The sequence below is a fragment of the Sideroxydans sp. genome (assembly GCF_054604835.1).
In genome coordinates this window covers 38,630-58,561 of the sequence record NZ_JBTSFG010000006.1, presented here as the reverse complement: position 1 = coordinate 58,561, position 19,932 = coordinate 38,630, and the positions used below count along the sequence as shown (strand labels likewise).

Genomic DNA, 19,932 nt, shown 5'->3' with positions numbered 1-19,932 from the left:
TTTAATTTAGTAAATTACCGACTAATCGGCTTATACCGAATCCGCTTAGGCTTCGCGCCTTCCTCACCCAAACGCTTCCGCTTGTCCGCTTCGTATTCCTGATAGTTACCATCAAAGAACGTCCACTTCGAATCGCCTTCGCAGGCGAGGATGTGGGTGGCGATACGGTCGAGGAACCAGCGATCGTGGGAGATAACGGCGACGCAGCCGGCGAACTCCAGCAAGGCGTCTTCCAGCGCACGCAGGGTTTCCACGTCGAGGTCGTTGGAGGGTTCGTCCAGCAGGAGGACGTTGCCACCCGCGATGAGGGTTTGCGCCAGATGCAGACGGCCACGCTCACCACCGGAGAGTTGGCCGACGAGTTTTGCCTGGTCGCCACCTTTGAAGTTGAAGCGGCCGATGTACGCACGCGCCGGAGTTTCGTATTTGCCGACGGTCAAGATGTCGTTTCCACCGGAGATGGCGTCGAACACGGTCTTGTCGTTTTGCAGTGAGTCACGCGCTTGGTCGATGTGGGCGACCTTCACGGTCTGGCCTATCTTGATGGTGCCGCTGTCCGGTGTCTCTTTGCCGGTGATCATGCGGAACAGTGTGGATTTACCGGCACCGTTGGGGCCGATGATGCCGACGATGGCACCGGGCGGGATCTTGAAGCTGAGGTCGTCGATCAGCAGACGGTCGCCGTAGGCTTTGCTGACGTTCTCGAATTCGATGACTTCGTTACCCAGACGGTCGCCGACGGGGATGAAGATCTCCTGCGTTTCGTTACGCGCTTGGTGTTCTTGCGAGTTCAGTTCTTCGAAGCGTGCGATACGCGCTTTGGATTTGGCTTGGCGCGCTTTGGGATTTTGACGCACCCATTCCAGTTCCTGCTTCATCGCTTTTGAATGCGCGTCGAGTTGCTTCTGTTCCTGTGCCAGTCGCTCGCCCTTCTGCTCCAGCCAGCTGGAGTAGTTGCCCTTCCACGGGATGCCGTGGCCACGGTCGAGTTCCAAGATCCATTCGGCGGCGTTGTCGAGGAAGTAGCGATCGTGGGTGACGGCGACCACGGTGCCGGGAAAGCGCACCAGGAATTGTTCCAGCCATTCCACGGATTCGGCGTCGAGGTGGTTGGTGGGCTCGTCGAGCAGCAGCATGTCGGGCTTTCCCAGCAGCAGCTTGCACAGCGCCACGCGGCGCTTCTCACCACCGGAAAGGTTCTTGATCACGGCGTCCCACTCCGGCAGGCGCAATGCGTCGGCAGCGATCTCCATCTGGTGCGAGGCATCGCTGCCGCTGGCGGCGAGGATGTTCTCCAGCCGTGCTTGCTCGGCGGCCAGCGCGTCGAAGTCTGCATCTTCTTCGGCATAGGCGGCGTACACCGCGTCCAGCTTGGACTGCGCTTCCATCACTTCGCCAAGGGCGGATTCCACTTCCTGGCGCACGGTCTTCTCTGGATCGAGCACGGGTTCCTGCGGCAGGTAGCCGATCTTGATGTCGGGCAGGTGTTGCACTTCGCCGTCGTATTCCTTGTCCTGCTTGGCCATGATGCGCAGCACGGTGGATTTACCCGAGCCGTTCAGACCGAGCAGGCCGATCTTGGCGCCGGGGAAGAAGCTGAGGGAGATGTCTTTGATGATCTGACGCTTGGGGGGGACTGTCTTGCTCACGCGGAGCATGGACATTACATATTGACCTTGTGCCATTTGCTTGTGCTTTCTTTGCTGGAAGTTGATTCAAAAAGGTGGCGTAGCTTACCGCAAAGCTCCGCTATGTTCACCGAGAAAAACCCTGACACGTCTGTGTTTTTCGTTATGATTCTGGTCATTACCGTAACGCAACGTACGTTACGACACTTCGCAATATCGATCAGGGAGCGTATCGATGCAGGAAAAGTCCGGCGCAGGGACGATGGCCGACATCATCGGCGGCACCAAACCGACCGTTCAGAGCGAGTTCATCCAGTTCGACAAATTCACCGCTTTGGTGATCGACGACATGGGCGCGATGCGCCATGCGCTGACCTCACAACTGGAATGGATGGGCATCAATTCGGTGAAAGGCGTATCCAATGCCGAAGAGGCGCTGCGCCAGCTTGAGATCCGCCAGTTCGACCTGATCCTGTGCGATTACAACCTGAACCGTGCCAGCTCCGGCCAGCACTTCCTCGAATTCCTGCGCAACGAAAACATGCTGAGCGCGAAGACCATCTTCGTGATGGTCACCGCCGAGGCGGAATACGCCTATGTGGCGAACGCGGCCGAGTTTGCACCGGACGATTACATCCTCAAGCCCTGCCCCGAAAAGAAGCTGCGTGCGCGCCTTGAGCGCCTGTTCGACCGCCGCAACTTTTTGATGCCCGCGCTGACGGCGATGGACGCGAAAGACTATGCACAGGTGGTGAGCGAATGCGACAAGTTGCTGGCCATGGAAAGCATCGACCGCTGGCAGATGGCGGCATTGCGTTTGAAGGCCGAGGCACAGCATGAACTGAACGATGTGCAGAACATGCTCGCCACTTACCGGCAGGCACTCGAGAAACACGACAATGTGCCCTGGGTGAAGATCGGTTTTGCGCGGGCGCAGCGCATGTCCGGCGATCTGGAAGCGGCCGAGAAGTCTGCACGCGAGATCATCGAGAGCCATCCGAGCTATGTGGCGGCCTACGAGTTGCTGGCCGACATCCGCCTGGAGCTGCACGACGAGGAAGGCGCGCACGAGATGGCGGCGCGTGCTGCCGAGATCCTGCCCACGGCGAAGCGCTTCCGCACCACGGCGGAATCTGCCTTTCTGCTGGGCAAGCTGGATGACGCCAAACAGTTCTCGGAATCCGCCATCAAGCTTTCCAACGGCTCCATCACGGAGAAGCCGGATGACTTTCTGGCGCTGGCGCAGATACAGACCGACCTGGGCGATCCGCTGGGCGCGATCCACACGCTGGAGAAGAACGCGCGCAAATATGCCGAGAAGGACGAGTTCGGCATCTCCAAGAACGCCATTCTGGCGCAGGCGTATTTCGACAGCGGTGATGAGGACAAGGCGAAGAAGCTGCTGGAGCGTTCGCAGCGCCTCATCACGCCGGACAACAACACCAGCGCCGCGATGAACCGGCTAGGCAAGGCGGCACTGAAACTGGGCGACGAGATCCTCGGCTTGAAATTGATGACCCAGGCGGTGCAGGCCAGCGGCAAGGAACGCCATCGCATCGCGCGTCATGTGAGCAAGTCGATGCACGACACCGGCCGGCACGACAAGGTGCACGACGTGATCGACGCGGGGCAACGACGGATACTGGTGCTGGTGGACGAGGCGCACAAGTTGATGCGCGATGCGCGTTTCGAAGATGCGTTCAGCAAGGTGAACGAAGCACTGGCCATCCACGACGAGAACATCGAAGCCCTGCTGGCCGCCGCGCAATTGCATCTGCTGTGGCTCAAGAAGGACGGCATGGATGAAGAGATCGACGCACGTGCCAAGCAGTATCTGGCGACGCTGGACAAGCTGGTGCCGCAGAACGAGAAGGTGATGGCGTTCTACCGCTTCTATAACCAACTATCGGGGGCCTGATGAAGCAAGCACTATCCACACTGGTCATCCACGACATCAAGAATTCGCTAGCCCTGCTGGAAGCCGATCTGGAGCAGCTCAACCATCACCCGAACATGCCGGAAGAGGCGCGCAAGGCTTACCAGCGTTGCAGCGAACTCAAGGGACGGCTGGTCTCATTCCTCACGCTCTACAAGCATGAACAGTTCGGACTCAAGCCCAATCTGGCCGAGGTCGATCTGAACGAGTTCCTGCAGGACACGCTGGATGTGAGCCCTTCCGCCAGCGGCAAACACGGCCACGAATTCGCGCTGGAAGTGGACGAAGCGCGCATCCGCATCGCGCCCGGTTTGAAACATGGCGGCACCGCGCAATTGGACGAGTACCTGACCGGCATGGCCATCGAATCGGCGTTGAACAACGCGGTGCGTTATGCCGCCGGGAATGTGCGGGTATGGTTCGAGCAGGATGCAGAAACGGTGACCTTCTTCGTGCAGGACGACGGCCCCGGACTGCATCACCCGTCAGGCAATGCGCCGTCGACCGGCGTGGGGCTGGCCTTGTGCAAAGCGGTCGTCGAAGCGCACGGCGGCGGCGATGTCTCCCTTACGGATGCACCGGACGGCGGGGCCTTGTTCAGGTTGGCGTTGCATACCGCCTAGGGAAGGCCTGATCAAGTCCGAAAGCCATGGTTCGATACATTTTCCGTTCGTCCCGAGTGCCGCGCTTGCGCGGTGTATCGAGGGAGCGAACGGAAAATACTCACCACGAACGGACTTAATCAGACCTTCCCTGGCTTTCTATCATCAGCGAAACGCCGGTGCATCCGGCGTCAAGGCAGCAGCAAATATATCCCCAACCCCACCATCACCAGCCCGCTCAACAGTTTGAGCACGCGCCCTTCCTTCTCCTGCAGCCGATGCTGGCTGAGCGTATAGACGCCGACGGCGAGGATGAGCAGATCGTCCAGCATGTAGGCCAGGTCGTACAACAGCAGATAGCCGTAGTAGCTCGCCCCGTCCAGTTCGTTCTGGGTGAGGATGCGCGTGAACAGCGCGGGAAAACCCGAGGTGCACATCAGCTCGACGAACTGCACCAGCACGCCGAGCACGATGGTGGCGACGATGGCAGCCCCCAGGTTGCGGGCTTGCAGGATGTTGCGCATGCGCTGGTAGATGCCGGGCTTGGCCGCTTGCGGGATGGACAGCGACAGCCCGCGACCGAAGGCGAAAAAGTCTTTGAGGTTGACCGCCCCAGCGAACAGCGCGAGCGCCGCGATGACGAGCTCGGAAATTCGCGACAGCCCGACCAGCAGGAACAGGTTGAGCCACGCGGCAAGGAACAGGAAGTAGGCGATGCCCTGCACTGCAATGAAAGTGCCCGCCACGGCGAACATGCGCTTGCGGTCGTTGAGCGGCGCGAGCAGCGAGAGCATCAGCAGCAAAACCCACATCGAGCAGGGATTGAAACCGTCCAGCAGACCCAGTGTGAGCGTGAACAGCGGCAGGCCGATCTGTTCCAGCGTCAGCACCTGCCCGAAAAGTTCAACACTGAACTCGCGCGTGTGCTGGCGGTGGTTCGCCAGCGTGTCGCGGATGAGGCGGTCGGTGCCGCTCTCTGCGGAATAACCAACGATGAGCTGTCCACCGATATAGAGGGTCGGCACGCGCACCGGGCCGTGGCCGGCGGCGATCTGCTGCAGGCGCTGCATGGCGGCATCTTCCTTGCCCACATCGCGCACGACGATGTGCAAGTCCGGCTGTTCCTGCTGCAACTGCGCAAGGAACACCTGCGCCTTGGCACAGTGCGGACAGCCTTCGTGCACGAAGGCTTCGATGTCCGCCGTCGGTGCCACGTCCGACACTGCACTCGCCGTTACTGACAGCAGCGAGAACAGCAAAAACAGCAAAAACCTGCTCAATTTCCCCGTCCTTTCCATCCCTAACGATTCGTGTCGAGTGTATCTGTTCGGAACAGCACAGATGCCGGATGCATTGATACGGGACTATTCAAGCCGTCCTGCCCAGCTCTGCCGAACACCCGTTTCATGGGTATAAATTGCTCCTTGCAATCATATTGTTATAGGAGAAGAATAATCCTCCCGCCCACGCTGATCACCGCGTGCAAGCTTATTGTGACCAGCGCCTTGCAACAAGGAGAATCGTCATGAATATGCGAGAGCTACACAGCATCGCCAAATCTCGCGGCGTCCGCCCCGATCATATGTACAAGATCGAATTGATCCGCAGCATCCAGACCGCCGAAAAGAATTTCGACTGTTTCGCCACGGCCAAAGAAGGCCGATGCGACCAGTTGAATTGCCGCTGGCGTGAGGATTGTTTCGAAACGGCAGCCCGTTGCTAAGAAAAGGAGATCGTCATGTCCAAGCACCCCCCCGGTTTCAATCTCGTCCGTCGCGACCAGCTCATGCAGGAAGCGGTGCACGACACCTATCAGAGCAAAGGCAAACCCGCCGAACCGACCCGCTGCCCGGATTGCGGTGCCGTGTTCCATGGCGGACGCTGGCAATGGATGGACGCGCCCGCCGGCGCGCACGAGACGCCATGCCCGGCCTGCCAGCGCATACGCGATAAATTCCCGGCGGGCTTCCTGGCACTGAGCGGGGATTTTCTGACTGCGCACGAGACGGAGATCCGGCAACTGATCAGCCATCACGAAGATCACGAGAAAGCCGAACACCCTTTACAGCGCGTCATGGATATCGATGAGACACCCGACGGTCTCATGGTGACCACCACCGATATGCATCTCGCGCGCGGCATCGGCGAGGCATTGCAGCATGCCTATCAGGGAGATCTCGAATACCACTACAACCCGGACCAGAATCTGTTGCGGGTGAGCTGGTCGCGCTGAACGGACGGGGAAGGTCGGATTAAATCCGCAAGCCATGGTTCGATACATTTTCCGTTCGTCCCGAGTGCCGCGCTTGCGCGGTGTATCGAGGGAGCGAACGAAAAATACTCACCACGAACGGACTTAATCCGCCCTTCCCTAGTCCTCTTTCTTGTGGTGCCCTGATTCCTGACACGCGTGATGGAACGCCAGCAAGGTCTGCTGGGCGTGGCCCAGCACGCTGCCTTGCGGATATTCGCCATGTTCGTCCGCCACACCCGCCGGTAGGCCGGTGAGCAATTCGATGCCTTCGCTGACATGCTCCGCCGTGTAGATGTGGAACAAGCCCTGATCGACCGCGTCGATCACTTTGCGTGACAGCATCAGATGGCGGCGGTTGCGGTGCGGGATCAACACGCCCTGACTGCCGTCCAGACCCGCCGCCACGCAAACGTTGAAGTAACCCTCGATCTTTTCGTTCAGCCCGCCCACCGGCAACACTTCGCCGTGCTGGTTCACCGCGCCGGTGACGGCGATGCCCTGCTTGATGGGCAATCCGGACAGTGACGACAGCAGGGTGTACAGCTCGGCACAGGAGGCCGAGTCACCCTCCACGCCGTTGTATTCCTGCTCAAACACGATGGAGGCGTTGAAGTTTAGCGGCGCGTTATGCGCGAACAGGGCGGACAGATAGTTCTGCAGGATGAACACACCCTTGTCGTGGATGGGGCCGGACAGTTCCACTTCGCGCTCGATGTTGACCAGCCCATCCTCGCCGGCGTAGGTGCGCGCGGTGAGCCGCACCGGGAAGCCGAAACGGTATTCGCCCAGATCGATCTGGGTGAGCGCGTTCATCTGCCCGACCTTGGCACCGTGCACATCGACCAGCAGGTCGCCCTCGGCGAAGGCTTCGTGCATGCGTTGCTCGGGATAGTCGTGGCGCTTGATGCGCGCGGCCAGCGCGGCATCGACATCCGCCACTTCCACCAGCTTTGCGCTGCGCGCCGTGCACAACGAGGCGCTTTCCATCACCAGCGCTTCGATGCGCGCGAAGTTCGCGCTCTGGCGCGACTGGTCGTCCACCGCGCGGTGCGCATCTTCCAGCAGACGCGCCACGGCGGCGGCGGTGAAATGCGGCAGGCCGCGCTGCTTGCAGGCGTCGGCGACGAATATCGCCGTGGCATGGCGCGTCTCGGCGCTGGCATAGAAACTCCCGGCGAAGTCCACCTTGACCTGGAAGCGGCGCGCGAACTCGGGGTCGTTCTCCTGCAGTTCGTAATATTGTTCACGCGAACCGATCAGTACGATCTTGATATCCACATCCACCGCTTCCGGTTCCAGCGAGACGGTGGCGATGGGCGTGAAGGCCGTGCCCGGCTCTTCGATCTGCAGGCGGCCGCTGCGCAACAGACGGCGCAACTTCTCCCACACCAAGCCGTCCGCCAGCAGGTCGCGCAGATGTAGCATGAGGAAACCGCCGTGCGCCTTGTGCAGGCTGCCGGCGCGGATGCGCGAGAAATCGGTCATCAGCACGTCGTTCTCCGACTGGTATTCGATGCTGCCGAAAAGCGAGCGGTACATGGGATTGTCTTCGACGATCACCGGCGCGCCGGTGAGTCCGTCGTTGTCCACCACCAGATTGACGCGGTAGCGCGACAACAGCTTGTTCAGCGCCTCCAGCCGGATGTCGTCATCGCTGGGCAGCGGGTCGAACAATTCCACCTTGTCCAGAATATCCCGCGATACCTGATCCAGATAAGTGCCGAGTTTTACCGAGTCCTTGATCTGTTTCTTCAGTGCGGTGCGTATCTCCTGCAGCTCGTGATCGAGCAGCGGTTTCACCACCTGCCGCCGCAGCGCGGCCAGCGCTTCGTCCTTGGTGCGTCCCATGGCGAGCGTCTTGTCGAAATACACACTGATCTCGCCGCGCAGTTCCAGTTCGGCCTGGTCGATCTGGGCGCGTTGTTCCTTGGGCAGCGCCAGCATCTCTTCTTCGGTCAGCGTGCGGCCTTTGGCATTGCGATAGGTGAACACCATGTGGCCGCTCTCGCGATGCAGGGTGAAACGACGCTGCTCGGCGGATGCGTCCAGCGCGGCGTATTCCTTCGCCTCGGCGGCTTTGTACTCGCTCTCGATGCGCTCGCTCTCGGTCTTGAAGTCCTGTCCGTTCAAGCGTAGCGGGATCTCTTTGATCAGCGTCTTCACCATCTGCACCATCATCTGGCGCAGCTGCCGCCCCTGCCCGGCAGGCAGGCGCAGGGCCAGCGGACGCTCCGGCACATCGAAGTTGTGCAGATAGCAAAGGTCGGGCGGCACCGGACGGTTGACGGCTGCCGCATGCATCGCACGCTTGAGCAAAGAGGTACGGCCGCTGCCGACCTCGCCCAGCACGAACAGGTTGTAGTCCGGCTGCGCCATCTGCAAACCGAATTGCGCGGCCATCTCGGCGCGCTCCTGACCGATCCAGCGCAAGGGGTGGTCGAGCAGTTCGCTGGTGTCGGCGAAACCGAGCGCGTCGGGCTGGATGGAAAGGCGGAGTTCGGCGGGTGTCAGGCTGGGTGTCGGCATATTGTTTATCTTCTCAATCGAGCAGGGATTCTGCGGGATGGTATTGCATGCCGAAGGCTTCGGCGACTTTGCGGTGCGTGACTTTGCCCGCGATGATGTTCAGGCCGTTGAGCAAGGCCGGCGATTGTTTCAGCGCCTCGCGGTAGCCCTTGTCCGCCAGTTGCAGCACATACGGCAGGGTGGCGTTGGTCAGCGCCAGTGTGGAAGTGACCGGCACGCCACCGGGCATATTGGCCACGGCGTAATGCACCACGCCGTCCACCACATAGGTGGGATGCTCGTGCGTGGTCGGGCGCGTGGTCTCGACGCAACCGCCCTGATCGACCGCGACATCGACGATGACCGCGCCCTTGCGCATCAGCTTGAGGTCTTCCATACGCACCAGCTTGGGCGCGACCGCGCCGGGGATCAGCACGGCGCCGATGAGCAGATCGGCATCGGCGATCTGCGCCAGCAACTGGTGACGGTCGGAGAACAGCAGCTGCACGTTGGCCGGCATCACTTCGCTCAGGTAGCGCAGCCGTTCCAGCGAGACATCGAGCATGACCACATTGGCACCCATTCCGGCGGCGATCCTGGCCGCGTTGACGCCGACCACACCGGCACCGAGCACCACCACTTTAGCCGGTGCCACACCGGGCACGCCGCCCAGCAGGATGCCGCGACCGTCGTGCAGCTTCTCCAGATACTTGGCGCCTTCCTGCACCGCCATGCGCCCCGCCACTTCCGACATCGGCGTCAGCAAAGGCAACTCGCGCGAGGGCAGTTCCACAGTCTCGTAGGCGATGCAGATCGCACCGGATACAAGGTGGGCCTGCGTCAAACGTTCGCTGGCCGCGAAATGGAAATAGGTGAAGATGATCTGGCCGGGACGGATGCGTTTCCATTCCGCCTCGATAGGCTCTTTCACTTTCACGATCAGATCGGCTGCCGCCCATACCGCATCGGCATCGCGCGCGATCTGCGCGCCCACCGCCATAAAGGAGAAGTCATCGAAACCGCTGCCGATGCCCGCGCCCGTTTCCACCAGCACGCTGTGACCGGCGGCGACCAGCGCCTCGACACCTGCCGGCACCATCGCCACACGGCTCTCGTTGGTCTTGATCTCTTTAGGAATGCCGACTTTCATGTTCTTCCTCTGTTCCGTGTCTGCCTGACACGCATACCGATACTACCGCGTCCGCCTGCCAAATGTCGCGCTCAGCGCCCGCAGCCGGCCCCCACGTGGTGATCGAGGAAATCGCGCAGCGCACCGACCCAGTCCTCGCGCATGAAGATGAAACCGTCGTTGTGACCACCGGCCAGTTCGAGGAAGGTCTTGGGCGCGCGCGCTGCGGCGTACAGCGCCTGCCCATGCGCATAGGGGATGATCTCGTCCTGCGGACTGTGGGCGACCAGCAGCGGGACCTGCGCCTGCTGCAGATAGGCGCGCGTGTCGTAGCGGATGCGCGCCAGCCAGCGCACCGGCAGCCAGGGATAGAGTTGCTGTCCGAGATCGGGTACGGAGGTGAAGCTGGAGGCGAGCACCAGCGCGGCCGGTCGATGCCGGGAGGCCAGCTGCGCGGCGACCGCGCCGCCCAGCGATTCGCCGAGCAATGCGATGCGACAGGCCGGTTCATGCTTGATCTGCGTGACGTATGCCCATGCCGATTCGGCATCGAGATAGGTGCCCTGCTCGGAAGGCGAGCCACTGCTGTTGCCGTAGCCGCGGTAGTCGAAGATGAGGGTGTTGTAGCCGAGACGGTGGAACATCGCCACATAGTCGAGACGATGCGAGATGTTGCCCGCGTTGCCATGCGTGAACAGTATCGTGCCGCGCGGTTTTACGGCCGGCACATACCAGCCGTGCAGTTCGACACCATCGGCGGCCTTAAGATTTACCTCCTCGAAAGGCAAGCCGATCTGCGCGGGCGTGGTGGAAAGCGTTCGATCCATCTGCGGATAGAACACCAGTCGCGATTGGAAAAGGAACAGCAGCAACGCAAGGCCGACATAGACCGCGAGCAACATACCCAGCACATGCCACATCAGTCGCATCGCTCCTCCATGGATCGCTTCGTCAGGCGATACGCTCGCCCACCTGTGCCTTGGCATACCACGCGTTCAATTCCGTGGCCGTGCGGCCCTTGCCCCACGCCGCCACGTCTGCTTCCGCGATGGGCGCATACGGGCCGTGCTTCACTTCGAAGATCACCGCGCCAACATCGCGCGACAACACGGCATGCCAGCCGCCGGCGGGGATCTCGACCACGCTGCAATCCTCGCCCAGCTCGGCGCGCTCGGTAACGCTGCCCGCATCGTCGAACACCAGCACGGTGAAGCGTCCTTTCAGCGCGGTCAGCACTTCCCAAGTATGCGGATGGCGGTGCGGCAGGATCAGGGTGTCCGGTTCCATGGCGATGGCCAGGCGCTGGACGGGATCGGCGAGGTCGGTATGCAGGTTGCTGTTCATGCGCAGGCGCGGCGCGTTTTGCGCCTGTTGGCCCAGATCGGCCAGATCGCTGGTGGTGAGTCGTTTCAAGGTTCGCTCCTGTTGGTGATGGCTCATTCTACCGAAACCCTTTGCGGCAGTCGGCTTTGCTTTGCGGCCGGGGCATCTGCCGATAAGGGCGTCTCTAAAAATTCAAAATTCTAAGTAAGACAAGGCGCGAGCAAAAAATTGCGACGCAGCATATGATTGATATGTAAGGAGTAATTTTTTGCGAGCAACGCAGTATTACGACGAAGTTTGGATTTTTAGAGATGCCCTATAGAATCCAGCCATGCCTCTATCCCTGCGCCCTTACCTGCTCTCCGCCCTCGCCGCTCTGGCATTCGGGACGGCCCAGGCACAGGAAGAGTCAGCGCAGTCCGAGTTCGTCTACGAGTTCGACCCTTACTACACCAACGCGGGCTACAACATCCCGCTCACGGATAAACCCATCCCGACCATCGAATCCGGCAGCGAAGCGGTGATCTACCGCGAGCTGATCAAGGACTCTGTCGTGCCGCGCTATATGACGGTGGAAGCCAGTCTGTATCCGATGCCGATACTGGGCACCTGGCTGAAGACCCATCATCGCGGCTTTTACGACAGCGCGGCGGTAGGCAAGAATTTCAACATCATCGAGTCACTGACCGCCGGTTTCCAGGAGCCGTGGGCTGTGTCGCTGTTCTTCGGCAACGTGGCCAAGCTGAAGCGTCCCGGCGAAACTCGTATCGGCAACAACTACGGCTACACCGGCTATCTGATCAGCATGGGCGAGAAGCACATCAAGAACAACATGCTGGTCGAGGATCACTGGTTCGAACTGGAATGGAAGATCAAAGGCCAGCTCGATTACACCGACAAGAAACTTTCCTGGAGTTTCCGTGGCGGTGCCAAGTTCCACAACAATGTCGAAGTGAACGATGTGTATTACATCGCCCTGTCGCGCAGCAATACCGAACTGCATTCCCCTGGTCTCGACTGGCTGGACAACACCACCGCCGAGTTCCGCATGCACTTCCTGCAGCAGACCGGCAAGCTGGTGCGCACTGAATTGATTGCCGGCAAGAAGCTGCCGCTGCCCGATAAAGGCTTTACGCCGACGCTCAGCGCCGGTTTCATCTGGACCAGTCCGGAGGAGTATGCCGGCAGTCTGCGCAGCATCACCGACAACACGCTGACCTTCGTGATCCGTCCCTCCATCGAATTCTGAAAGTAACCATCCATGTGCGGCCTGTGCGGCGAACTACGCTTCGATAAACAAACTCCCGACCACGCGCGACTGCTGCGCATGACCGACGCGCTGACCCGGCGCGGGCCGGACGCCTCCGGCATGTATGCCGACGGGCCGCTCGCCTTCGGCCATAGACGCCTGTCCATCATCGACCTGTCCGACCGCTCGCGCCAACCGATGGTGGACGAGGCGCTGCATCTGGCTCTGGTGTTCAACGGCACCATCTACAACTACCGCGAGCTGCGCGAAGAGTTGCAGGAGATGGGCTACGACTTCTTCTCCGACGGCGACAGCGAAGTCATCATCAAGGCCTACCACGCCTGGGGCGAGCATTGCGTGGCGCACTTCTACGGCATGTTCGCCTTCGCCATCTGGGACATGCGCGACAACACACTGTTCATGGCGCGCGACCGTTTCGGCATCAAGCCGCTCTATTACTCGCTGGATGGCGCCTCGCTGCGTTTCGCCTCCAGCACGCAAGCGCTGCTGGCGGGCGGCGGCATCGACACCAGCATCGACCCCATCGCACTGCACCATCACCTCACGCTGCACTCCTCCGTCCCCGCACCGCGTACCCTGCTCAACGGCATCCGCAAACTGCCGCAGGCGCACTGGATGCGCATCACGGCGGCGGGCGACGTCGAACTCAAGCGTTACTGGGAACTGGATGCGACACGCCCCGATGTGGGACTGAGCGAACAGGACTGGCTCAACGCCACGCGTCATGTGTTGAAGAAAGTGGTTGAGCGCCACCGTCTGGCGGCGGACGTGCCGGTCGGCGTGTTGCTCTCCGGCGGGCTGGATTCCAGCCTGATCGTGGCGCTGCTGGCCGACCATGTGCCCGACCTGCGCACCTTCTCCATCGGCTTCGAAGACATCGGCGGTGATGCAGAAAAAGGCGACGAGTTCGAATATTCCGATCAGGTGGTGGCGCGTTACGACACACAACATCACAAGATGCTCATCCCCAACAGCGAAGTCTTGAAGCGCCTGCCGGAAGCGGTGCGCAGCATGTCCGAGCCGATGGTGAGCCAGGACAATATCGCCTTCTATCTGTTGGCGGAGCAAGTGTCGCAGGATGTGAAAGTGGTGCTGGCCGGACAAGGTGCGGACGAAGTGTTCGGCGGCTATTTCTGGTATCCGAAGATGGATGCGGCCGCAGGCAGCGCGCTGGACAAGTTCCGCAACCACTACTTCGACCGCGACCACGCCGAATATCTGGAGACGGTGAGCGACGCTTACCGCACCGAGGATGTCACCAGCGAACTGGTCGCCCAAGAATTGGCGAAGCCGCATGCCGACGAATTCCTCGACCAGGTGTTGCGTTTCGACGTGAGCACGCTGGTGGTGGACGATCCGGTGAAGCGCATGGACAACATGAGCATGGCCTGGGGACTGGAAGCGCGCGTACCTTTCCTCGACCACGAACTGGTGGAACTGGCAGCGAAGATGCCGCCCTCGCTGCGCCTGAAAGAAGGCGGCAAGTTCCCCCTCAAAGCCATCGCGCGCGGCCTCATCCCCGACAGCGTCATCGACCGCCCCAAAGGCTACTTCCCCGTCCCCGCCCTCAAATACGTGCGCGGCGAATTCCTGCAATTCATGCGCGACATCCTGCTGTCGGATGCCTGCCAGAAACGCGGATTATTCAATCAGGCTTACGTGGAAAAACTGCTGGCAGAACCGGAGTCGCACTTCACGCGACTGAATGGCAGCAAGCTGTGGCATCTGGCACTGCTGGAATACTGGTTGCAGCTGAACGTGGATAAGGCGCAGCAATACTAAGCTAACGGCACCTTGTCATATGCGATGTCGGACCTACTGACAATGCCAAAGACTTATCGTCCGTGTATGACAGTCATGCGTACAGTGCCAGACGACCGATACTGATATCGGCCTGCATCGCTCTGCCTATCGCAACCACGCCCAGCCTGCGCAGATGGGCTGTATCCAGCGGCGTGTCGATACGGTGCGGGTGAAACGACTGGAAAGGGATCTTCAATGTCTGCCAGCGACTGTCGGCGATGAATCCGGCCCGATAGGATTGCCACACGATGCGGGTGTCCGCCGTTCGCAGATGCAAGTTGTAGGACTCGCCGTTGCCGCATACATCGATCTCTATCCCGAGGTAGGCGCTGGCATCGAGGAATCCGTTCGGCAGCAGATCAAGCGTCGCCTGAACGAACCCACCGTTATTCTCAAGCGAGACATCCCCCCGCATGCGCAGGCAGTTTCTGTCTTGTGTCCGTGCCGGCTCCAGCGTGGCCGAGGAGACGCCGCCCATCACGGTGTCGGTGACGATGCGCCATACACGGTCGCCGGCAATATGCAGCGAGTCACTCGATCTGTCATCGATCAGCAGTGAGACGCGACCATTCGCATCCGGTTTGGCAGACATGGTGCTATTCCTTCTTGACGACTTTGCACAGCGGCATCTTCTCCGACAGGCCGCCGGTCTGGATGGTGGTGAGCAAGGCGCAACTGTCGTAGCCGTTCTCGCGCAGACGCTGTTCGATGGCGATCAGGTCCGGCATCGGTAACGCGGGCTGCCGGGACAGTATCCAGGCGTAGTCGCGGTCGGGATGGCCGACCACGGCGTAGCGATAGTCGGATGCGAGATCGATCACCCAGTAGTCTCCGCCCAACAGGTAGAGCCAGCCGAACAGTTTGACGAAGGTCACTTCGAGCTTGGCGCGGCTGGCCGCATCGACCACCCTCGCCCGCCCCTGCGCTACCGAGCGTTCGCCGTTCTCCGTGCGACAACTGTTGGTGACGGCGATGTCTTCACCGGCTTGCGCGTATTCAGCCATGGCATCACCTACGCATTGCCGCTGGAAATATTGCGGGATGCTGGCGATCTCGAACCACCGACCGAGATAGCGTTGCAGGTCGACCTCGGCGACGGTCTGCAAGGGTTGAGCACCGGCTGTCGATTGCCACAGCAACATCGCAGCGGTCAGGCAAGTTGTCATCAGTTTCGATCTCATATCACGCTCCTTATATTGTTACCGCCAACAAAAAAGCCGCACCGGAAGATCGGGGCGGCTTTTTCGCGGCGCATTCACAACCTATTGCACGACGCGGTCGATCTTCAGCTTCACGTTCCTGGTGCCCGGTTTGACGGTGACGCTGAAGCCTTCGGCGTCGCCCGCTTGCGGCATGGCCGTGCCCGACTTGGAGATACGGCCCACGATCACGACCTGGTCGAAGGCGGAGAGCGTCATCTGCGGCGCCATGGCCATGCTGTCGTCCAGCTCGAAGTCCAGCGGCAGGTCGGCCACGCGCATGCGCACGATGGCGAGCGGCATCTTGGGACCTTCGGCTGCGCGGGCCAGCACGAACAGGGTGTCGTCCGGGCTGTACTTGCCCTTCAGTGAAGGATCGAGCGTGACGCGGCCGGTGATGCGTTCCTTGCCTGCGGCAGCGGGCGCCATCTGCTCTGGCGGTGCGATCTGTTCCAGCATCGGCGCCGTCTTGCCGCCGCTCTTCATGTGCGACAACAGTTGGCGTGCCTCGTTGATGCCGCCCTGGATGGCCATGGCGTCCTCGCTGCCCGGTGGCAACTGCTTGAGCAGTTTGTCCCAGTACTTGATGGCGGCGGCGAAATCACCGCGTTCCATGGCGGCGGAACCGGCCAGCGCCAGACCCTTCATGTGGTTGGGGTCGAGCTGGAGCGCCTTGTTGATGAATTCGGTCGGCTTGCCGCGCAGGGTCTGGCCTGCTGCCATGGCTTGCGCATCGGCGTAGTCGGCCCATACCCAGGCCTCATCAGGGATCAGTTTGACCAGCTTGGCATAGACCTTGGCGGAGTCGGCGAAACGGTCGATCTCCATGTAGCTGCGCGCCAGCAACACCATCGCTTCGCCGTCCTGATCGTTGGCTGCGACGCGTTTCTCCAGCGCGCTGATGCCGGTGTCGGTGCGCACTTCGCCGCCCGAGCTCATGCCGGCATGCGGGTTGGCAGGCGACAGCGCGCCGACGTCACCCACCACCAGATAGACGCCGACCGACATGATCGGCAGCAGCACGGCCAGCACGATGGCCAGTGTCTTGCTCGGGCTGCCTGCCGGTGTTGTGGCGGCAGGCACCACTTCTTCCAGCACGCGCGTTTCGAGTTCGCGCTTGCCTTGCTCGTACAGTTCGGGGGTGAGCAGACCGTTCTTCAAGTCGGTATCCATCTCGGCGATCTGGTCGCGCAGAATCTCGAGGTTGGCGGCGTCGCGCGCGACGTCGTTGCGCTTGGGTGCGCCGCGCCAGAGCGGATAGACGATGAAGGCGATGGCGATGGCGACCAGCGCCGCGCAGAGGATCCAGAACAGGGTCATGATTTGTCTTCTTCGTTAAGGAGGGCGGCGGCGCGTTGATGCGCCTCGGGTGTCAGGTTTGCCTCGGGCACGGTCTCGCGGCGTTTGCGCAACTGCATCACAAGGCCGAGACCGGCCACGAACAGCAAGGCGAACGGGCCGAACCAGAGCAGCATGGTATAGCTCTTCATGGGCGGCTCGTACAGCACGAAATCACCGTAGCGGGCGACCAGATAGTCGAGTATCTCCTGGTCGCTCATGCCCTTTTGCATCAGCTCGCGCACTTCGCGGCGCAAGTCTTCCGCCAGGTCCGCGTGCGAGCTGGCCAGTGATTCGTTCTGGCACACCAGACAGCGCAGTTTTTCGGCCAGACCGATCATGCGCTTCTCCAGCACAGGGTCGGCTGCCATGTCTTGTGCTTCACCGGCCATAGCGAATGTCGGCAACATACACAACATCAGGATGAATAGTTTTTTCATTTCTTTTGCAGCTCCGCGACGAGTGGCAGGATCTTTTCGATCAGGCTCAACTGGGTTACCGGGCCGGTGTGTTTGTAACGGATGACACCTTGCTTGTCGATGACGTAGGTCTCGGGCACGCCGTACACACCGTAGTCGATGCCGATGCGGCCTTCGCGATCCATCACGCTCAGCACGTAAGGATCACCGCCGCGCGCCAGCCACATCTTGCCGTCTTCCGCTTTGTCTTTGTAGTCGAGGCCGTAGATAGGGACGATGTTCCTTTGAGACAGCTCCATCAGCACCGGGTGCTCTTCGCGGCAGGACACGCACCAGGAGGCCCACACGTTGAGCAACCATACCTGCCCTTTCATGTCGGCCGGGGAGAAGTTCTTCTTCTCGTTGTGCAACTGCGGCAGGGTGAAGGCCGGGGCGGGTTTGCCGATCAGCGGCGACGGCACATCGCGCGGATTGAGACCGAGGCCGACGAACAGGAAGCCGGCCAGCACGATGAAGATGACCAGCGGTAACAGGAATCGGCTCATGCTGTCTGCTCCTTGTTTTCAGTGGCGACGGTCTGTGCCTTGCGCCCTTTGATACGGTAGCGGCGGTCGGTCACTGCGAGCATCCCGCCCAGCGCCATCAGCAGGCAACCTGCCCAGATCCAGTCGACGAAGGGTTTGAGGTAGATACGCACCGCCCAGGCTTCGCTGTCGGGGATAGGCTCACCCAGCGACACGTACAGGTCGCGCAGGAAGCCGGTGTCGATAGCCGCTTCGGTCATCGGCATGCCGGAGGCGTTGTACTGGCGTTTCTCCGGATGCAGCACGGTCACCGGCTTGCCGTCGCGACTGACGCTGACGATGCCGCGCGCTGCGACGTAGTTAGGGCCTTCTTCTTCGGTCACGCCGTCGAAGCGGAACACATAGCCGCCGGTGGTGAGCGTGTCGCCCACGTCCATGCGCACGTCGCGCTCGCTCTCGTAGCCTTTCACCATGGTGACGCCGATGATGAACACGGCGATGCCGAGGTGCGCCAGTTGCATACCGTAGTAACTGCGCGACGGCACCTTGAGACGCTGCATGAACGAGCCTTCGTTACCCATACGACGCTTCAGATCGGCGAACCCGGTGGTGATGACCCAGGCGGCCAGCAGGATGCCAAGACCGATCAGCGGCGTCCATTCACCCATCACCAGCGGCAGCAGGATGGCGACCACCATGCTGGTCGCCAGCGCCCAGCGTACGCGCAGCCAGATGTCGGGCAGGCTGGCTTTCTTCCAGCGAGCCACCGGACCCAGACCCATCATCATCACCAGCGGCACCATCAGCGGCACGAACACTGTGTTGAAGTACGGCGGGCCGACCGACAGTTTGCCGAAGCCGAGTGCGTCCATGAACAGCGGATACAGCGTGCCGAGGAACACCGAGGCGGAGGCCACGGACAGCAGCACGTTGTTGGAGAGCAGCATCGACTCTCGCGAGATGATGTCGAACTTGCCGCCCAGACCGACCTTGGGCGCGCGCCATGCGAACAGCAGCAGCGAAGCGCCGATCACCACGACCAGGAATGTCAGGATGAACACGCCGCGCTCGGGATCGGTGGCGAAGGCATGCACCGAGGTGAGCACGCCGGAACGCACGAGGAAGGTGCCCAGCAGCGACAGCGAGAAGGCGGCGATGGCGAGCAGCACGGTCCAGCTCTTGAACGCGCCGCGTTTTTCGGTGACAGCCAGCGAGTGGATCAGCGCGGTGCCGACCAGCCACGGCATGAAGGAAGCGTTCTCGACCGGGTCCCAGAACCACCAGCCGCCCCAGCCCAATTCGTAATACGCCCACCAGCTACCGAGCGCGATACCGATTGTCATGAACACCCAAGCCACCGTGGTCCACGGACGCGACCAGCGCGCCCAGGTGGAATCGAGCTTGCCGCCCAACAATGCGGACAGCGCGAAGGCGAACGCCACCGAGAAGCCGACGTAACCCATGTACAGCATGGGTGGGTGGATCACCAGGCCGGGGTCTTGCAACAGCGGATTCAGGTCGCGCCCGTCCAGCGCGGCCGGCAGCAGGCGGTCGAACGGATCGGAGGTGAACAGCATGAACATCAGGAAGCCGACCGAGACCAGACCCATCACACCCAGCACACGCGCCACCATCTCCAGCGGCAGGTGCTTGCTGAAGGCGGCAACGGCGACCGTCCACAGCGTGAGGATGAAGGCCCACAGCAGCAGCGAACCTTCGTGTCCGCCCCACACCGCCGCCACACGATAAATGACCGGCAGCTGCGAGTTGGAATGCTGCGCCACGTACAGCACCGAGAAGTCGTTGATGATGAAGGAGTAAGTAAGACAGGCGATGGCGATGGCGACGAACACGAACTGCCCGTTCGCCAGCGTGCGCGCCGTGCCCATGAATACCTCGTTGCCGCGTGCCGCACCGAGGATGGGCAACACGCCCTGCACAATGGCGATGAACAGGGCGACGACGAGTGCGAAACTACCGATCTCTGGAATCATGCTGGCGC

General features: G+C 61.2%; 18 protein-coding genes. 6 read left to right on the top strand and 12 right to left on the bottom strand.

Translation table 11 applies throughout. The features are described 5' to 3' along the window. Positions 1-14: 14 nt before the first annotated feature. Positions 15-1,685 carry an energy-dependent translational throttle protein EttA gene (ettA, locus tag ACYCZ5_RS10625; RefSeq protein WP_461544773.1) on the bottom strand — a complete coding sequence of 557 codons (1,671 nt, stop codon included), beginning with the start codon at positions 1,683-1,685 and terminating at the stop codon, positions 15-17. 178 nt (positions 1,686-1,863) lie between these two features. On the opposite strand from ettA, the gene ACYCZ5_RS10620 reads away from it, so the two are divergent. Together ACYCZ5_RS10620 and ACYCZ5_RS10615 are read left to right on the top strand one after the other, a co-directional pair. Further along, positions 1,864-3,546, top strand: coding sequence for a response regulator (locus tag ACYCZ5_RS10620; RefSeq protein WP_461544772.1), 1,683 nt, complete (start codon positions 1,864-1,866; stop codon positions 3,544-3,546). Further along, positions 3,546-4,187, top strand: coding sequence for a sensor histidine kinase (locus ACYCZ5_RS10615; protein WP_461544771.1), 642 nt, complete (start codon positions 3,546-3,548; stop codon positions 4,185-4,187). The genes ACYCZ5_RS10620 and ACYCZ5_RS10615 overlap by 1 nt, the downstream gene beginning before the upstream one ends. A gap of 170 nt (positions 4,188-4,357) precedes the next feature. On the opposite strand, the gene ACYCZ5_RS10610 is transcribed toward ACYCZ5_RS10615, so the two are convergent. Continuing rightward, positions 4,358-5,446 (bottom strand): glutaredoxin family protein, encoded by a 1,089-nt coding sequence (locus tag ACYCZ5_RS10610; protein ID WP_461544770.1) that lies wholly within the window; start codon positions 5,444-5,446, stop codon positions 4,358-4,360. Positions 5,447-5,691: 245 nt separating this feature from the next. On the opposite strand from ACYCZ5_RS10610, the gene ACYCZ5_RS10605 reads away from it, so the two are divergent. Next, positions 5,692-5,889 (top strand): SAP domain-containing protein, encoded by a 198-nt coding sequence (locus tag ACYCZ5_RS10605; RefSeq protein WP_461544769.1) that lies wholly within the window; start codon positions 5,692-5,694, stop codon positions 5,887-5,889. 15 nt (positions 5,890-5,904) lie between these two features. Beyond that, positions 5,905-6,399 (top strand): BCAM0308 family protein, encoded by a 495-nt coding sequence (locus ACYCZ5_RS10600; RefSeq protein ID WP_461544768.1) that lies wholly within the window; start codon positions 5,905-5,907, stop codon positions 6,397-6,399. A gap of 138 nt (positions 6,400-6,537) precedes the next feature. Here ACYCZ5_RS10600 and ACYCZ5_RS10595 read toward each other — a convergent pair whose 3' ends face one another. The 4 genes from ACYCZ5_RS10595 to ACYCZ5_RS10580 form a co-directional block, all read right to left on the bottom strand. After that, positions 6,538-8,946 carry a Lon protease family protein gene (locus ACYCZ5_RS10595; protein ID WP_461544767.1) on the bottom strand — a complete coding sequence of 803 codons (2,409 nt, stop codon included), beginning with the start codon at positions 8,944-8,946 and terminating at the stop codon, positions 6,538-6,540. Positions 8,947-8,959: 13 nt separating this feature from the next. Continuing rightward, positions 8,960-10,075 (bottom strand): alanine dehydrogenase, encoded by a 1,116-nt coding sequence (gene ald / locus ACYCZ5_RS10590; protein WP_461544766.1) that lies wholly within the window; start codon positions 10,073-10,075, stop codon positions 8,960-8,962. A gap of 71 nt (positions 10,076-10,146) precedes the next feature. Continuing rightward, complete coding sequence (locus tag ACYCZ5_RS10585; RefSeq protein WP_461544765.1) at positions 10,147-10,983, bottom strand: alpha/beta hydrolase; 837 nt, start codon at positions 10,981-10,983, stop codon at positions 10,147-10,149. A gap of 22 nt (positions 10,984-11,005) precedes the next feature. Then, the gene (locus tag ACYCZ5_RS10580) at positions 11,006-11,467 is read right to left on the bottom strand and encodes a WbuC family cupin fold metalloprotein (RefSeq protein WP_461544764.1); all 462 of its coding nucleotides are present in this window, start codon (positions 11,465-11,467) and stop codon (positions 11,006-11,008) included. 241 nt (positions 11,468-11,708) lie between these two features. Here ACYCZ5_RS10580 and ACYCZ5_RS10575 point away from each other — a divergent pair, with 241 nt between their 5' ends. Both ACYCZ5_RS10575 and ACYCZ5_RS10570 read left to right on the top strand, forming a co-directional pair. After that, entirely contained in the window at positions 11,709-12,626 is a 918-nt protein-coding gene (locus tag ACYCZ5_RS10575) for a hypothetical protein (protein ID WP_461544763.1), read from the top strand. Positions 12,627-12,638: 12 nt separating this feature from the next. Continuing rightward, the gene (locus ACYCZ5_RS10570) at positions 12,639-14,429 is read left to right on the top strand and encodes an N-acetylglutaminylglutamine amidotransferase (RefSeq protein ID WP_461544762.1); all 1,791 of its coding nucleotides are present in this window, start codon (positions 12,639-12,641) and stop codon (positions 14,427-14,429) included. Positions 14,430-14,502: 73 nt separating this feature from the next. On the opposite strand, the gene ACYCZ5_RS10565 is transcribed toward ACYCZ5_RS10570, so the two are convergent. The 6 genes from ACYCZ5_RS10565 to ACYCZ5_RS10540 form a co-directional block, all read right to left on the bottom strand. Then, entirely contained in the window at positions 14,503-15,042 is a 540-nt protein-coding gene (locus ACYCZ5_RS10565; protein WP_461544761.1) for a CIA30 family protein, read from the bottom strand. 4 nt (positions 15,043-15,046) lie between these two features. After that, positions 15,047-15,631: a lipocalin family protein gene (locus ACYCZ5_RS10560; protein WP_461544760.1), complete on the bottom strand. Its 585-nt coding sequence runs from the start codon at positions 15,629-15,631 to the stop codon at positions 15,047-15,049. Positions 15,632-15,712: 81 nt separating this feature from the next. Then, positions 15,713-16,969, bottom strand: a complete 1,257-nt coding sequence (gene ccmI, locus ACYCZ5_RS10555; protein WP_461544759.1) for a c-type cytochrome biogenesis protein CcmI — start codon at positions 16,967-16,969, stop codon at positions 15,713-15,715. Beyond that, positions 16,966-17,427: a cytochrome c-type biogenesis protein gene (locus ACYCZ5_RS10550; RefSeq protein WP_461544758.1), complete on the bottom strand. Its 462-nt coding sequence runs from the start codon at positions 17,425-17,427 to the stop codon at positions 16,966-16,968. Before ACYCZ5_RS10550 ends, ccmI begins: the two co-directional genes overlap by 4 nt. Further along, positions 17,424-17,951, bottom strand: coding sequence for a DsbE family thiol:disulfide interchange protein (locus ACYCZ5_RS10545; protein WP_461544757.1), 528 nt, complete (start codon positions 17,949-17,951; stop codon positions 17,424-17,426). The genes ACYCZ5_RS10550 and ACYCZ5_RS10545 overlap by 4 nt, the downstream gene beginning before the upstream one ends. Further along, positions 17,948-19,924, bottom strand: a complete 1,977-nt coding sequence (locus tag ACYCZ5_RS10540) for a heme lyase CcmF/NrfE family subunit (protein ID WP_461544756.1) — start codon at positions 19,922-19,924, stop codon at positions 17,948-17,950. The genes ACYCZ5_RS10545 and ACYCZ5_RS10540 overlap by 4 nt, the downstream gene beginning before the upstream one ends. Positions 19,925-19,932 lie beyond the last annotated feature (8 nt).

Bases quoted from the DNA above. Each gene is read 5' to 3' on its own strand.
- ACYCZ5_RS10605 (WP_461544769.1), top strand. From the start codon at position 5,692: ATGAATATGCGAGAGCTACACAGCATCGCCAAATCTCGCGGCGTCCGC.
- ACYCZ5_RS10615 (WP_461544771.1), top strand. From the start codon at position 3,546: ATGAAGCAAGCACTATCCACACTGGTCATCCACGACATCAAGAATTCG.
- ACYCZ5_RS10575 (WP_461544763.1), top strand. From the start codon at position 11,709: ATGCCTCTATCCCTGCGCCCTTACCTGCTCTCCGCCCTCGCCGCTCTG.
- ACYCZ5_RS10595 (WP_461544767.1), bottom strand. From the start codon at position 8,946: ATGCCGACACCCAGCCTGACACCCGCCGAACTCCGCCTTTCCATCCAG.
- ACYCZ5_RS10545 (WP_461544757.1), bottom strand. From the start codon at position 17,951: ATGAGCCGATTCCTGTTACCGCTGGTCATCTTCATCGTGCTGGCCGGC.
- ald (WP_461544766.1), bottom strand. From the start codon at position 10,075: ATGAAAGTCGGCATTCCTAAAGAGATCAAGACCAACGAGAGCCGTGTG.
- ACYCZ5_RS10540 (WP_461544756.1), bottom strand. From the start codon at position 19,924: ATGATTCCAGAGATCGGTAGTTTCGCACTCGTCGTCGCCCTGTTCATC.
- ACYCZ5_RS10560 (WP_461544760.1), bottom strand. From the start codon at position 15,631: ATGAGATCGAAACTGATGACAACTTGCCTGACCGCTGCGATGTTGCTG.
- ACYCZ5_RS10570 (WP_461544762.1), top strand. From the start codon at position 12,639: ATGTGCGGCCTGTGCGGCGAACTACGCTTCGATAAACAAACTCCCGAC.
- ACYCZ5_RS10585 (WP_461544765.1), bottom strand. From the start codon at position 10,983: ATGCGACTGATGTGGCATGTGCTGGGTATGTTGCTCGCGGTCTATGTC.
- ettA (WP_461544773.1), bottom strand. From the start codon at position 1,685: ATGGCACAAGGTCAATATGTAATGTCCATGCTCCGCGTGAGCAAGACA.
- ACYCZ5_RS10600 (WP_461544768.1), top strand. From the start codon at position 5,905: ATGTCCAAGCACCCCCCCGGTTTCAATCTCGTCCGTCGCGACCAGCTC.
- ACYCZ5_RS10550 (WP_461544758.1), bottom strand. From the start codon at position 17,427: ATGAAAAAACTATTCATCCTGATGTTGTGTATGTTGCCGACATTCGCT.
- ccmI (WP_461544759.1), bottom strand. From the start codon at position 16,969: ATGACCCTGTTCTGGATCCTCTGCGCGGCGCTGGTCGCCATCGCCATC.
- ACYCZ5_RS10620 (WP_461544772.1), top strand. From the start codon at position 1,864: ATGCAGGAAAAGTCCGGCGCAGGGACGATGGCCGACATCATCGGCGGC.
- ACYCZ5_RS10565 (WP_461544761.1), bottom strand. From the start codon at position 15,042: ATGTCTGCCAAACCGGATGCGAATGGTCGCGTCTCACTGCTGATCGAT.